The organism is Gluconobacter sp. NFX36 (assembly GCF_049887835.1).
GTDB lineage: Bacteria > Pseudomonadota > Alphaproteobacteria > Acetobacterales > Acetobacteraceae > Gluconobacter > Gluconobacter japonicus_A.
In genome coordinates, this window is sequence record NZ_JAGEKJ010000007.1 from 1 (window position 1) to 14,216 (window position 14,216).

The window sequence follows — 14,216 nt, forward strand, 5'->3', positions numbered from 1 at the left end:
ACCGGCGATGGACCGTGATCTGCTCAAAACGCAGAGCGAAAGTCACCCCGGAAACCCTCAATCAAAGCGCCAAAAAACTAAAATCATCAGACAAGCGCATCAACAAACAGTTCTTCGATCCCTCCAGGTCATATACCCTTTCCCCTCAGGTCCGAAGAGTACCGGATGTTTGTGGAGTTGGCTCTTAAAGGGCTTATGACGCCCGTGAGAGTTATAGAGGCGTCTCAAAATCCAGTTGAAGTTTCGGATGGAATGTCTCAGGACGCTGTGCTTCTGGATGAAGACGCGTTCCGGTTTGCGCGAGAGCATCTGGCGCGCTGCCTTTGAGGCAACGAAGAAACTTTTACTTGAAATGCATATAAAAAAACGGGGCAGTTAACTGCCCCGTTTTTTTTGTTTCTGACCAGTAGTAGCTAATCAGCTACGTTTGCCGTCGTGGTCGCCGTCGCGCAGCTGACCTGTTGGCTCCTGAACATGGGCCTCAAGGAACCAGAGGTGCTTGTCGAGACCACGGGACACTTCCGTGAACAGATCAGCAGTATCGTCGTCGCCTGCTTCATCCGTAATCTTGATGGCTTCGCGAACGTTGTTTGCAACGGTTGCGTAGCGGTCGATCAGTGCCGCGATATGGTCCGCGACACGATAGATATCGGTCGGATAAGGGGTGCAGTTGCTGTTCTTCGCAACAGCCTGCACTGTGCCATAGGCGGTACCGCCAAGCTGGGTGGCGCGCTCTGCTGTCGTATCGACAAAGTCATCAATGCTGGCGCGGAAGCCATCCAGCATTTCATGAACACCGATGAACTGTGGGCCCTTAAGATTCCAATGAGCCTGCTTCGTGATCAAGGCGAGATCAATCAGGTCTGCCAGCCGGGCATTGAGCGTCTCGATGGAGACGCTCTTGGTGTTGTCTGCCGTGTTGTTCTGCGTGACATGACGGTTGGACTTGGTAGCCACGATAAGTCTCCTGTAACAGGTTCGTTATCCAGAAACGCAGAACTCCCAAATGGGTTTCACAGCGTTTCCGGATCCACGAGATCGAAGAACGGCTGGTGGTCTACTGTGAAGTAGCGTGGGTAAGCCGGGTCGCGTTCGAAAAGTGGATTGTTGCTCCAACGAGCCAGCATCGTCTGGGTTTCATGGAAGAACCGGGCTTCGTGTTCCGGACGGTCATCGCTGCCGCGTGACAGGCTTTCGTGATGGTACGCCACGATTTCTGCGCAGAAAATGATCCGGTATCCGGCATCGCGAATCTTTAGGCATAGATCGACGTCGTTATAGGCGACGGTTAGTTCCTTCTCATCGAAGCCTCCGATTTCCCGGAAGACGTCGGCACGAACAAGCATTGCTGCTGCCGTGACGGCTGTGACTTCGTGGGACAGCATGGTGCGTCCGATAAAGCCATATTCAGAGACCGGGTCGCCACGATGGACATGCGCGCCAATGCCCGCGGGCCCAACGATCACGCCAGCATGCTGGATGGTATCGTTCGGATAAAGCAGTTTTGCGCCCACCGCTCCAACATCCGGAGCGGACAGAGCTTCCCCGATGGCGATATGCAGCCAGTCCTCATGTTCCACGAACACGTCATTGTTCATGAACATCAGATAGTCGGCCTTGGTCTGTTCTACGGCCAGATTGTTGAGGCGGGAGTAGTTGAAGGGCTCCTCAACGGTAAGCACGGACACCTTCGGGTGAGCCTGCATTTCCTCAATGAAAGCAGCCGTTTCGTCTTCAACGGACCAGTTGTTGACGAGAATGATGTCGAACGCCTTGTAGGCCGTCTTGGTCAGCAGAGCCTCCACGCACTGGCGCGTGGTTTCCACCTGATCCTTGAAAGGGATAATGATCGTGACCTTGGGGGTCTTTCGTGTGAGCCACTGGACGCCATACAGCGTCAGGCCACGGATGGACGAGACCTTTGCCTTAACACCGCGCCGTTTGAGATGGTCGTGAACGCAACGTACACCTGCCTCAATGGCGTAGGTCTTGTTCGCGACGTTTACGGCCGTAGAATTGGGTGTCTTGCGCCAATGATAAAGGATTTCTGGAACATGATGGATTTCTGAAGGCTTCAGGATCTCCGTGGCCCGTAGGATGAAATCATGGTCCTGCGCGCCGTCATAGTCAGACTTCAGATGTCCGATGGCCCGCATGGCTTCGGTTTCCACCATGGTCAGATGGCAGACGTAGTTACAGCCGAGCAGATAGCGATAATTGAAGTCGGGTTTGAGGTTCGGTTCCAGGAAGTACCCGGCCTGATCGATTTTGTCTTCGTCGGAATAAAGCAGTCGTGCACCTGTCTCGCGGGCAGCGCGAACCATCACTTCCACGGCAACATCGACCATGAGATCATCATGATCGAAGAATACGACATATTGACCACGCGCCGCGTCCATGCCGGCATTGGTTGCGCCTGAAATGCCGGCATTCTTTTTCAGGGGAACCGCACGAATTCGCTGATCCGATTTACAGAACTCGTTGATGATGGCTGTTGTCTGCGCACATTTTCCAGCGTCATCAACAATGATCAGCTCCCAGTTCTGATAGGTCTGGGAAAGAACGGAATTGATGGCAGCCTCGAAATCGCTCTTCAGAGGGCGATAGGTCGGGCACAGAATGGAGACCAGAGGTTCCTCGTAGCCCTTGCCTTCTTCCAATTGACGCTGACGAGCCGTCCGTTCACGCAAAAGGGGGTAATATTTCTGGGCCCAACGATTGTAGTCGCCGAGATTGTAGCCACGGCGTGGCACCAGATCGCGCACTTCCTGTCGAAGCGCAGAAAGCTGGCGGTGTAGTCCATCAATCACGCCGAGGAGATCGACCAGACGCGTCTCAAGCGCGTCATCCGCCAGCGAGGTGACGAAGGGGCTGCCATTGAGTTCGGTATTGTCCGGGAGGGTAACAACTTTGAACTGACGGGGGGTACTGCCGCGAAGATGCTGAGGTATGGGAATCTCGAAACCACAGTTTGGGTCGCAACCCAGAACTGCGGCGACATCACCACGATATCGGTCTGCGCGAGACTGTGCGACACGGACCCCGTCCACCATGACGGAAATCATGCACCCGCCATGCATTTCGGCACCGGGGCGTTCTGCTTTCAGAAGCCAGCCGCGCAGAGCGCCCTGCTTCACACCGTCTACAAAGCTTTGATACTGGGGTTGGAATTTCTGTGTAAATTGGATGACTGGGATAGGGTCTGCTTCCGGGTCTGTCGGATTAGTCAGCGGGAGAACAGAGCGGTCCGGGAGGCGTACGGAAAGTTCGTGTGGTTTCCCATCAATAAATTTCTCGGGAATGCTGAATTCAAAACCTACAGTTGCGATGGGTAGTCCCAGAGCTGCCTGTACATCGGGACGGTCCTGATCGCAGAGAACCTGCATGACTTCCTGCTGGTCTATCAGAACATGGAGGCGAGCTGCACCAGAACCCCTTGTATCGATCACCCAACCGCGCGCTTGCCCTTCAACAAACTGGTCGAAATGACCAATGAAAACGCTGGCAGAAGCAAGTGGAGAAGGAGGAGGGGATTGCAAGGTCATTTACTCTGTCTCCCGAGCAGCGCCTGTTTCAGTTTATAAGAGCGGCGCGATAATTTTCATTAACCTTAAATGAGTTATTTCACCCTGTCTTGGGTATCTCAGTCCCAAGAATCAAAAAAAAAGCGTTACTCATGACATAAATCTTTCATGGCCACTGGTGGCTGCGCCGGTTGTTCTTCTCGTTCCGGAAGGCTAATGCACGGAAGTGGCGGCATTTAGTCGTCAGTCTGCATCCGTTATCACAGCCAGAGCCTTTGACGCATGACACTTGCCCCAGCCAGGCAGCCCGACAAGGTCTCCGTTCCTGAAATCAAGGAAAAGCGGAGCCGCGCGGATACCACATTTCAGGCCATCGTAGGAGGCTGCTCACTCATTGTGCTCATCGCTCTGGGCGGGCTGGTCGTTCTGATGGGTGTCGGTGGTCAGGAAGCTTTCAGGACTTTCGGGTTGGGGTTCACCTTTCGGAATGTGTGGAACCCGGTCGCAAATGATTATGGGGCGTGGGCACCACTTTTCGGCACCATTGTCAGTACATTGATCGGCGTGTTGATCGCCATGCCTCTCGCTTTCGGTACGGCTTTCTGGCTTACGGCCATTGCGCCTCCACGGGTTGCTGCTGTTGTGGGTACTGCAGTTCAGCTTCTGGCGGCTGTGCCATCGATTATTTTCGGTATGTGGGGGTTTTTTACGATCGTGCCATTCATGGCGCGGCACGTTCAGCCTTTCATGATGCACAATTTCCGGCATGTGCCAGGAATTAACCTACTGATCCATGGTGCCCCCTTTGGAACAGGCCTCATGACTGCAGGCATCGTCCTTGCGATGATGATCGCCCCGTTCATGACGGCCGTAATGCGCGATGTGTTCAGCGCCATGCCCGGCATGCTGCGCGAAAGCGCCTACGGATTGGGAGCCACGCGGTGGGACGTCATGTGGAAAGTCGTTGTGCCCTGGTCCCGGACAGGCATGATTGGCGCAACTGTTCTTGGAATGGGGCGTGCATTGGGTGAGACCATGGCCGTCACGTTCGTGATCGGAAACGTAACGTCTGTAGGATGGTCGCTGTTTGCGCCTCGCAGCACAGTGGCGTCCCTGATTGCACTACAGTTCCCGGAAAGTCCTGCCGGGTCTCTGAGGCTGTCTTCCCTTCTGGCTCTTGGGTTTATTCTCATGCTGTTGTCATTCGCCAGTCTTTCTCTGGCCCGTATGTTGCGGAAGGACGGGAAATGAGCGGTATGACGACGTCATCTGGTGGCTGGGCTCCAAACGCAAATGGTGCTCGCCGACGCCGAAAGGATCGACTTGCAACTCTGCTGGGAATGGTTGCAGCTGGTATTCTGGTGCTGGTTCTCACGTCCATTCTGTGGACGTTGCTGTCCCGGGGAATAACTGGTCTTTCTGCGGCTGCAATCATGAAACCCATGGGGCCTCCAGGCTCTGGCGGCGGTCTTGCAAATGCTATTCTCGGCAGTGTGATCCAGACTTTTCTGGCTCTTCTGATCGCGACGCCTCTTGGATTGGGTTGTGGGATTTACCTCTCGGAATATGGAAACCGTCAGAACCGGTTTGCTTCCTGCGTCCGCTTCGTGTCAGACGTTCTGATGTCAGTGCCTTCCATTCTGGTGGGATTGTTCGTCTATCAGATCCTTGTTGCACCGTTCGGGCATTTCTCGGCATTTGCCGGGTCGGTTGCGCTCGCCATTCTGGCAGTTCCCATCATTGTCCGTACAACAGAGGACATGCTTCAGCTTGTCCCAATCGCTATGCGGGAAGCTGGCGCAGCTCTTGGAGCGGCGCGCTGGCGCGTGACGCTGTTCCTGTGCCTGCGTTCGGCAAAAACTGGCGTTCTGACTGGTATTCTTCTAGCGCTGGCTCGCGTTAGTGGTGAAACCGCACCGCTGCTCTTTACATCTTTGGGTAATCAGAACTGGTCTTTCAGTCTGAATCGTCCAATGGCCAGCCTGCCTGTGACAATTTACCAGTATGCAGGGGCTTCTTATGAAGACTGGGTTCAGCTTGCCTGGGCCGGCGCCCTGCTTGTAACCATGGGTGTTCTGGCCATCAATATTGCCGTCCGTCTTTCGGCCCGTCGCGGATGATTTTACAGGATTTCAATATGACCGAGACCAAGCCGCAGGTGGCCCTCGCTGTTCGTAACCTTAATTTCTATTACGGACAGAATCACGCTCTGCATGATATCAGCATTGACTTCCCTGCCCGGAAGGTCACGGCGATGATTGGCCCCAGCGGCTGTGGCAAGTCCACGCTGCTGCGGATTTTTAACCGGATGTATGACCTCTATCCGGGACAGCGAGCAACAGGCGAAGTCCTGTTTGATGGACGAAACATCCTCGATACCGGACTTGATCTGAATATTCTGAGAGCCCGGATCGGGATGGTGTTTCAAAAACCAACGCCATTCCCGATGTCGATTTACGACAATATCGCATTTGGCGTGCGTCTGCATGAACGTCTGAACAAGGCAGACATGGATGTGCGTGTGCAGGACGTTCTGACGCGCGTGGCGTTATGGAACGAAGTCCGGGACCGTCTGAATACTCCGGCGGCCGGTCTGTCTGGTGGTCAGCAGCAGCGTCTGTGCATCGCGCGTTCGATTGCTACGCGCCCGGAAGTCCTTCTGCTTGACGAACCGACGTCTGCCTTGGACCCAATTTCGACCGCGCGTATTGAAGAACTTCTGGATGAGCTCAAGGAGGAGTTCACGATTGCGATCGTGACTCACAATATGCAGCAGGCTGCACGTTGTGCGGATCAGGTCGCGTTTTTCTACATGGGTCGCCTGATTGAAGTTGATACTGCGGATCGTATCTTTACGAATCCGCGCCAGCAACAGACCCAAGACTACATCACCGGAAGATTTGGATAATCCGCCATGGCTGACAGATCTCATATTGTCAAAAGCTACGAGCAGGAGCTGGGTCAGCTCCGGTCCATGATGTCCCAGATGGGCGGTATCGTGGAAAACCAGGTCGCTCTTGCGCTCTCGGCCATCGCAGACAGGAATGAGGAAGCGGCGGATGCTGCCGCTCGTCAGGACCCGGATGTGGATGGACTTGAGCGTGATGTCGAAAGCCTCGCCATCCGTCTTCTGGCTCTGCGCAGCCCGATGGCGAGTGATCTTCGTGAAATCGTCGCGGCCCTGAAGATCACGGGTGATCTCGAGCGAATTGGCGATTACGCGTCGTCCATCGCTCGTCGTTCTCTGCGGATTCGTGGTTCTGACGGTCAGATTTCCCTGTCGGGGCTACGCAGCATGGGTCGTCTGGTGCAGGACAATCTGCGACGGTCCATTGATGCCATCACGCAGCAGGATTCCAACCGGGCTATGGAAGTCTGGCATGCGGATCGTGCCGTGGACGAGTATTACACGGCGCTCTTCCGTGAACTCGTAACGTATATGATGGAAGACCCCCGTAATATCCGGGCCTGCACGGAACTACTGTTCATAGCCAAAAATCTTGAACGGATCGGCGATCATGCGACCAATATTGCCGAGCGCGTCTTTTACGCTGTGACCGGAGACAATCTGCCAGCCGTTCGTCCGCGCGGTGGCCCGGCAGCCGCTGAAAACACAGCCGAGCCAGCAGACCGGTGAGCGGGACGACGCAGGTACGAGCAAAGGGCCTCATCCTCGTCGTCGAGGATGATCCCGCCCTGTTGCTCATGATGCGATACAATCTCGAACAGCGAGGTTATCGTGTTGAATCCGCTCCCGATGCGGAAACAGCCCTCCAGTTTCTGGAAACGGCTCGCCCCGATGCTGCCGTTCTGGACTGGATGCTGCCGGGCCTTTCCGGTTTGGATCTCTGCCGACGTATCCGGAGCAATCCGGCGCTCCGGGATTTGCCCGTTCTTCTGCTGACGGCCCGTTCCGGAGAGCAGGATGCTATCCGCGGGCTGGATACTGGCGCTGACGACTATCTGGTCAAGCCTTGCAGTGTCGATACACTGGATGCACGTCTCAGAGCGCTCCTTCGCCGTCACCAGTCGTCCTACGACGTGTTGTCCTTCGCGGATATTACCCTCGACCCTGAAACGCATCGTGTGGAGCGTGCGGGGCGTCTGCTGTCTTTGGGGCCAACCGAGTATCGTTTGTTGGATCTTCTGATCCGTAATCCGCGCAAGGTGTTTTCCCGCGAAGATCTGCTGCGTCGGATCTGGGGGCAGAACATCCACGTAGAAATTCGGACGATCGACGTTCACATCCGACGTCTCCGCAAGGCTATCAATGGTCCGAACGAGCCGGATCTTGTCCGTACCGTTCGGGCGGCGGGTTATGCTCTGGATGATGGCCCAATTGCGGACGGACTGTAACGAGTGAGGACCGAGAGTCTGGCAGTTCTTCCCCATGATGGGCTGCCTCTCTGGGTTGGCCTCACCTTTGCAGGCCTTGCTGTCGCTGGATGGGGGTGTGCGGCTCTGGCGTTTCGCCGTCGGTCGACTCCGCAGCCTGCCATACCCGAATATTCGGCTTCGGGTCTTTCGCTTCCTCTGCCGGATGCCCCCCTGCCAATCGAGTTTTTCCCCGGAAGCGTGCTGTTACTGGACAGGCTTGGTGCAGTGCTCCAGGCCAATGAAGAGGCTGCAATGCAGTTCGGAGACAGCGTAGGAGCCATTCTGCGGCACCCTGCTGCTCGTTCGGCGCTTTCCGCAGCGTTAAGGGCTGAACCTGAAGGGGCAGATGACCTTCCGCCTGTCTGCTCCACCACCTTTACTCTTGATGTTCCTGTTCCCCGGACGTTGCACTTGTCCTTAAGGGGAATTCCCGCTCCGCAGGAGCGTCACAAGCGGGTTCTTGTGGTGATGTCAGATCGCAGCGAGGCGCAGGTTCTGGACAGGATGCGCCTGGATTTCGTTGCTCATGCCAGCCATGAGCTTCGGACGCCTCTCGCATCGCTGAGCGGCTTTATTGACGCGCTCAGAACGGGTGGCAGCACGATGGATGAGGGAACGCGGCAGCAGTTTCTCGACATAATGGGACAGCAGTCAGCGCGGTTGAAGCGGCTGATTGACCGGCTGCTCTATTTATCCCGTGTGCAGGCTCATGAGCATCAACGCCCACGGGATGTTGTGGACGTGGCTGATTTGATGGCCATTGTTCTGGGAGAGGTGGCTCCCCGGTTTGATGAGGACGGGTGTACGCTGAATCTGGCGCTCGAAGATGATCTGATCATCAAGGCAGATGAAGACGAGATGGTGCAGGTGCTCCTGAATCTGATCGAAAATGCCCTGAAATATGGACGGGAGCGGGGGCGGGATTTTTCCGTGACCCTGTTTGCCCGCAGGGCGCCGGAACGGGATGATCGCTGGCCGGAGGACGGAGGCATCCTCCTGGGCGTTGAGGACAACGGGCGCGGTATGGAAGCACATCACCTTCCACGGCTGACCGAGCGTTTCTATCGGGTTGTGGATAATGTTGAGCCAGCCCAGCAGGGAACGGGCCTGGGTCTCTCCATTGTTCGGCATATTCTGGATCGTCATGGCGGTCGATTGCGGGTCGCAAGCGCGCCAGGGCGAGGAACAACATGCCTGGTCTGGCTGCCACCAGTAAGTGTTGTTCAGCCTGAAGCGGTATGAGGATTTCGATCTGTCTCTGAAAACCGAAAAAACGCCCACGAAGGAGCGTTCAGAGAGGCATGTTTAACGGATGTCAGCGCGGGTTTTTCCTAAAAGGATCCAACCGCCGACGAGGATTAATCCAATCAAAGGAATGGCTGCGATCGTAATTGTGCCATCTGGATAATCAAAAGCCATCATAAGCAGCACGAACCCCAGGAAGCCCAGCGTTAGCCAGTTGGTGACAGGGGCGCCCGGCATGGCGAATGTCGTCGGAGCGATTTCGCCGCGTTTGATGGCTGAACGCAGGCGTTGCTGGCAGAGAAGAATGAAACCCCAGGTGCTGATAATGCCAATGGCAGAGAAATTCAGAACAATTTCAAAGACACGCGCAGGAATCAGGTAATTCAGACCAACGCCGACAAGATAAACGGCCAGTGTGGTTAGAATGCCAATGTAAGGCACGGAGCTTCGGTTCATTTTGGACAGCATTTTCGGGCCGGATCCACCAAGAGACAGAGCCCGTAAAACACGACCGGTGGAGTAAAGACCGGAGTTCAGGCTGGACAGGGCCGCCGTGAGGACGACGATGTTCATGATTGTTCCCATGCCGGGAATTCCCAGAGCCTGGAAGAACGTCACAAACGGGCTGACACCAGCGTGATAGGCGGTCCATGGGAGAAGGCAGACCAGTAGTACAACAGAGCCAACATAAAACAGGGCAATGCGCCAGATCACGCTATTGATGGCTTTGGGAAGAACCTCACGTGCATCGTGGCATTCGCCAGCAGCCGTTCCGATCAGTTCGATGGCTGAGTAAGCGAAGACCACACCCTGTAACAGGAGGAAGGCCGGAATAATTCCATGCGGGAAAATACCCCCATTTTCGGTAATCAGATGTAGCCCAGTAGTATGTCCCCCCACAGGCACACGACTACCAAGAATAAGAGTTCCTGCGATGAGAAATGCCGCTAGAGCCACAACCTTGATGAGCGAAAACCAGAACTCCATTTCGCCAAAATAGCGAACGCCGATCATGTTCATGGCACCGACAATGGTTAATGCGCCCAAGGCGAAAACCCATTGCGGGACATCAACGAAAACGGCCCAGTAATGCATGTAGAGGGCGACGGCGGTAATATCGACGATACCTGTCATGGCCCAGTTCAGAAATGACAGCCAGCCGGCTGCATAGGCCGCTTTTTCGCCTAGGAACTCGCGCGCATAAGTGACGAAACTTCCGCTTGTGGGGCGGTACATGACCAACTCGCCCAGTGCGCGAAGGATCAGAAAGGAAAAAACACCGCAGACGGCATAAATCAAAGCAAGGGAAGGGCCAGCAACCTGAAGGCGGGAGCCTGCACCAAGGAATAGACCTGTCCCGATGGCACCACCAATGGCGATCATCTGGATATGTCGACGACCGAGGTCCTTGTGATACCCTTCCTCGCTGATGACATCTTCCGATGGGGGAGTGTAATCGTGAGCAGGGCTGGTCGTCATCTGCGCATCCTGAGGGCCTGGATCGGCGTGGTGAAACAATGTCCGGACAGTGACATCCACGCTTCATGCGTGGCAGGTATGTCCAATCTGCATGGGAACATACGGCAAACCATAGCCGTTGCCAACGCGCATTGAGTTTTCTTACGAAAATCTCACCCTACAAGTAACTTAATGCCCCGGCGGCACGGCCATGCAGGCCATGCCCTGTCCTGACAAAGCATTGCAGGCCTGAGCAGCGCCTGTCCGGCTGATTCCAGCCAGTCTTGCCCTCCAGAAGCGTGTGCCGTGTGCGATCGTGGGCTGGATTTCGATGCGGGATGCCTGCAGAGGCGAGAATGCGCTCTGTCTGGCCATTGTTGCAGCAAAGCGCGCCTGCCCGGGATTCGCGAATGCGCCTACCTGAATGCCCCAGTCCCCATAGCTTCCCGGCGTGCGGTAACTCACACTCGTGGGCGTCAGGCCAGATGAGGCTCTTGGTGTTCTGGGAGGCGTAGGAATGACGGGCGGTGGAGGTAAGGAAGTGCCGACGGCATAGTGAGGCGTGGCCGATGGTGGGGCGAGTTGATCGGATGAAACGGGTGTCTGGACGCAGGTGGCGTCGGGATCATAGGCGCCGTTTGGATTGCAGGGGACGGCAGGAGGAAGATCGGGGGGCATAGTATCAGATGGTACTGAGGTGATGTGTCGACTGGCCCAGGCCTGCTGCACACTCTGTTGTGGATCGGCATATCTGGCTGACGTCTGGTTCATGGCAAGTTGAGGGGATGTGTCGGGTGCTTCTGCTACCTCCATTGGAGACGCATTCAGCTGGGCCGTTGACCCATAGGCTGCAAGCGGCCCCGTCATGGCCACCTGTGTTCCCAGATGAGGGGTAATGCTGGCGACATAATTAACGGTCTCGTTAGGAAGAGACCGTCCTTCATAAAGATAGTCCTCAAGGCGCTGCGGGCCTGCATTGTAAGCTGCCAGAAATGCGGGAGCGCCATATTTGCGGGACAGGATCTGAATATAGCCTGTCCCGGCCATGATATTGTCGTGAGGTTCATAAGGATCGGATCCCAGCCCGAAGCGACTCTGCATTTCCGCATAGGTCTGGGGCATCAACTGCATCAGTCCCATGGCTCCAGCGCTGGATGTGATGGGTTGCCCGTTCAGATACTGGTGGCCTCCCGATTCCTGATGGATTACGGCCCGAATCCATGCTTCGGGAATCGAGAAGCGATTGGCAGCCTGCTGAATGTATGGACCCCAAGGATCACTCGGGGTTCCAGGCGCCTTATAGGCTCCGTTCGCAGCATAATACCGATTGTAAGGGGATGTCTGAGAGGCGCAGCCAGAAAGGAGAAAACCGGTCACACAAAGGGTTCCGACATAGAGGAAAAGGAGCCTTTTCCGGGGCGTCATAAACCCAATGTTAATCTTTTGAACAGATGATGGGGGCTGTCCGAAAGAAAAGGCAGAGACACGGTGACGACGGAGACTCCGGAACTTGAAACCCCTGCAAAAGGGGGCGGGAAGCGCAGGATCATCATGATTGCAGCGATCCTCTGCGTCCTGCTGGCCGGAGGAGGCGCATTCGCCTGGCAGCACTTCCATCACCCTGCGTCCCATCCTGAAAAACTTACCCCACAACCCGAAAAGCTGACGATTATTACCATTCCCACGATGGTATCCAATCTGGATACCGGGGAGGGCAGGGCGCGTTATATCCGGATCAGTGCGCGCCTTCAGGTTGAAGACAGCAAAGATACGGCAAAAATCGGGCCGCTCATGCCGCAGATCCAGGATGCTTTCCAGACCTGCCTTCATGGCATGCGTCCGGAAGAGCTTTCTGGTGCAGGAATCTATCGCCTGAGAGAGACGCTGCTGGCGCAGGTTTCTAATATTCTGGCGCCTCTGCCGGTGCGGGATCTCTTCTTCGTGGAGTTGCTGGTGCAGTGACTGCAGACGCGACAAACATGGACGGCAGACAACCGGATCAGGCTCTGGAAGAAGACGGCGACATGCCGACTCCCAAGTTTGCTCTCTCCATGGACGATTTCGGATTCCCGGAAGATGAGGTCGGTACTGGCCGTATTCTCAATCAGGCCGAAATTGACAGTCTGTTCGGAAGTGATGCCACGCTGAAGGGGGGAGGCGAAGGAAATGGGCTTGAAAGACTGATCACGACGTCTTCCGTTTCCTATGAGCGTCTGCCCATGCTGGAGGTGGTCTTTGACCGTCTCGTCCGTATTTTGACGACCAGTCTTCGGAACTTCACCAATGATAATGTTGAAGTCTCGATAGACCGCCTCAATTCCCTGCGCTTTGGTGATTACCTGGAAAATGTTTCCGGGCAGTCGATGTTTGCGGTTTTCAAGGCGGAAGAGTGGGACAATTACGGGATTCTGATCCTCAGCTCGTCCCTGATCTACAGCATTATTGATGCCCTGCTCGGTGGGCATGACCGTGTCCGGGCTTCCCTGAGTGGAGAGGATCGACCTGCTGGTCGGCATCATACGGCGATTGAGCGCGCACTGATCGAGCCGCTGATTCGTGTGATTTTGAGCGATCTCTCCATGAGTTTCAGTCCGCTTTGCGCCGTGAATTTCCGGCTGGATCGTCTGGAACTGAATTCCCGCTTTGCGACCATTTCACGGGCCACCAATGGCGTGGTCATGGCCCGGTTCGGGATCGATATGGATGGGCGCGGCGGTGACGTGGATCTCATCCTTCCTCATGCGACGCTTGAGCCGGTTCGTGAAATTCTGCTCCAGCAGTTCATGGGTGAGAAGTTCGGACATGACGGGATCTGGGAAAGTCATCTGGCTCAGGAACTTTGGAATACAGACGTTACACTGGATGCCGTTCTGGAGGAGCAGACCATGAACCTTCAGGACATTCTAACCCTTTCTCCCGGTGATCGGCTGGTGCTGCGTCGGGACCCGGACGCTCTGGTACAGATGCGATGTGGTGGAAAGACTGTTTTTCGAGGCCGTGTCGGCAAAAAACAGGGGCAGGTGGCTGTCCGGATTGAAGAAAATCTTATTGGAGGAGAGGCTACGGAACGGCCCTCCGCTTATAGCTGAAAAGACGGAGCATTTTTCATGGACAGGTTCCAGCTTGGGCTTGAAATTGCCCTGTCAGTTCTGCTGCTGGTGACAATTTTCTACAGTCTCTATCTCGGTCGGGCCCTCGCTGTGATCCGGCGTGACCGTGGGCAGCTTGATGCATTGATCATGAGCCTGGAGAGCAGCAGCGCACAGGCACAATCCGGAATCGATCATCTTCGTCAGACAACTGAAATGGTTGGGCGTGCACTGGGCAAAACTGTTGAGACTGGCAAAACCCTCAAGAATGAACTGACGATCTTGTGTGAACGCTCGGAAGCGGTAGCGCAGGTGCTTGAAGGAGGCGCTTCCACACAGAAAGCCTCCTCCCAGAAACCCATAATTCGGCCAGAGGAGGAGGATGTTCCGGGCGCGCGCATGCCTCTTCGGCCCCGAATGGATGAGGGGCGGATGGGGAGCGTGGGAACGGTCAAAACGCCGGTGGGTAAAAGCGCGGCTGAACGTGAACTTCTGCGCGCACTTCGCCAGAGACAGGGATAAA

At 55.6% G+C, this 14,216-nt stretch carries 14 protein-coding genes; 10 read left to right on the top strand and 4 right to left on the bottom strand.

What is annotated here, in order from left to right; translation table 11 throughout:
* Window positions 1-188: hypothetical protein (locus J4P41_RS08630; protein WP_426066796.1), on the top strand; the 188-nt coding region annotated here is incomplete at its 5' end.
* Between the two features lie 229 nt (window positions 189-417).
* On the opposite strand, the gene dps is transcribed toward J4P41_RS08630, so the two are convergent.
* Window positions 418-957, bottom strand: a complete 540-nt coding sequence (gene dps, locus J4P41_RS08635; protein ID WP_023943796.1) for a DNA starvation/stationary phase protection protein Dps — start codon at window positions 955-957, stop codon at window positions 418-420.
* Window positions 958-1,013: 56 nt separating this feature from the next.
* The gene (locus J4P41_RS08640; RefSeq protein WP_211568147.1) at window positions 1,014-3,545 is read right to left on the bottom strand and encodes a glycosyltransferase family 2 protein; all 2,532 of its coding nucleotides are present in this window, start codon (window positions 3,543-3,545) and stop codon (window positions 1,014-1,016) included.
* A gap of 261 nt (window positions 3,546-3,806) precedes the next feature.
* On the opposite strand from J4P41_RS08640, the gene pstC reads away from it, so the two are divergent.
* The 6 genes from pstC to J4P41_RS08670 are packed head-to-tail and all read left to right on the top strand — an operon-like array spanning window position 3,807 to window position 9,143.
* Window positions 3,807-4,775, top strand: coding sequence for a phosphate ABC transporter permease subunit PstC (gene pstC, locus J4P41_RS08645; protein WP_426066797.1), 969 nt, complete (start codon window positions 3,807-3,809; stop codon window positions 4,773-4,775).
* Complete coding sequence (gene pstA / locus J4P41_RS08650; protein WP_034880652.1) at window positions 4,772-5,644, top strand: phosphate ABC transporter permease PstA; 873 nt, start codon at window positions 4,772-4,774, stop codon at window positions 5,642-5,644. The genes pstC and pstA overlap by 4 nt, the downstream gene beginning before the upstream one ends.
* Window positions 5,645-5,661: 17 nt before the next feature.
* Window positions 5,662-6,432, top strand: coding sequence for a phosphate ABC transporter ATP-binding protein PstB (pstB, locus tag J4P41_RS08655; RefSeq protein WP_234930915.1), 771 nt, complete (start codon window positions 5,662-5,664; stop codon window positions 6,430-6,432).
* Window positions 6,433-6,438: 6 nt separating this feature from the next.
* Window positions 6,439-7,161 carry a phosphate signaling complex protein PhoU gene (phoU, locus tag J4P41_RS08660; RefSeq protein ID WP_211568149.1) on the top strand — a complete coding sequence of 241 codons (723 nt, stop codon included), beginning with the start codon at window positions 6,439-6,441 and terminating at the stop codon, window positions 7,159-7,161.
* Window positions 7,158-7,880 carry a response regulator gene (locus J4P41_RS08665; RefSeq protein ID WP_426066798.1) on the top strand — a complete coding sequence of 241 codons (723 nt, stop codon included), beginning with the start codon at window positions 7,158-7,160 and terminating at the stop codon, window positions 7,878-7,880. The genes phoU and J4P41_RS08665 overlap by 4 nt, the downstream gene beginning before the upstream one ends.
* A gap of 3 nt (window positions 7,881-7,883) precedes the next feature.
* Window positions 7,884-9,143 (top strand): sensor histidine kinase, encoded by a 1,260-nt coding sequence (locus J4P41_RS08670; RefSeq protein ID WP_426066799.1) that lies wholly within the window; start codon window positions 7,884-7,886, stop codon window positions 9,141-9,143.
* Window positions 9,144-9,206: 63 nt separating this feature from the next.
* On the opposite strand, the gene J4P41_RS08675 is transcribed toward J4P41_RS08670, so the two are convergent.
* Together J4P41_RS08675 and J4P41_RS08680 are read right to left on the bottom strand one after the other, a co-directional pair.
* On the bottom strand, window positions 9,207-10,625 hold the full coding sequence (locus tag J4P41_RS08675; RefSeq protein ID WP_426066800.1) for an amino acid permease: 1,419 nt from the start codon (window positions 10,623-10,625) through the stop codon (window positions 9,207-9,209).
* Between the two features lie 168 nt (window positions 10,626-10,793).
* Window positions 10,794-12,029 (bottom strand): transglycosylase SLT domain-containing protein, encoded by a 1,236-nt coding sequence (locus J4P41_RS08680; RefSeq protein ID WP_426066801.1) that lies wholly within the window; start codon window positions 12,027-12,029, stop codon window positions 10,794-10,796.
* 63 nt (window positions 12,030-12,092) lie between these two features.
* On the opposite strand from J4P41_RS08680, the gene J4P41_RS08685 reads away from it, so the two are divergent.
* From J4P41_RS08685 to J4P41_RS08695, 3 genes are read left to right on the top strand one after another with little or no spacing between them, the layout of a single operon-like run.
* Complete coding sequence (locus J4P41_RS08685) at window positions 12,093-12,566, top strand: flagellar basal body-associated FliL family protein (protein ID WP_023943780.1); 474 nt, start codon at window positions 12,093-12,095, stop codon at window positions 12,564-12,566.
* Window positions 12,567-12,583: 17 nt separating this feature from the next.
* Complete coding sequence (gene fliM / locus J4P41_RS08690) at window positions 12,584-13,693, top strand: flagellar motor switch protein FliM (RefSeq protein ID WP_426066802.1); 1,110 nt, start codon at window positions 12,584-12,586, stop codon at window positions 13,691-13,693.
* An 18-nt stretch (window positions 13,694-13,711) separates the two neighbouring features.
* Entirely contained in the window at window positions 13,712-14,215 is a 504-nt protein-coding gene (locus tag J4P41_RS08695; protein WP_023943776.1) for a DUF6468 domain-containing protein, read from the top strand.
* The last annotated feature ends 1 nt before the right edge of the window (window position 14,216 follow it).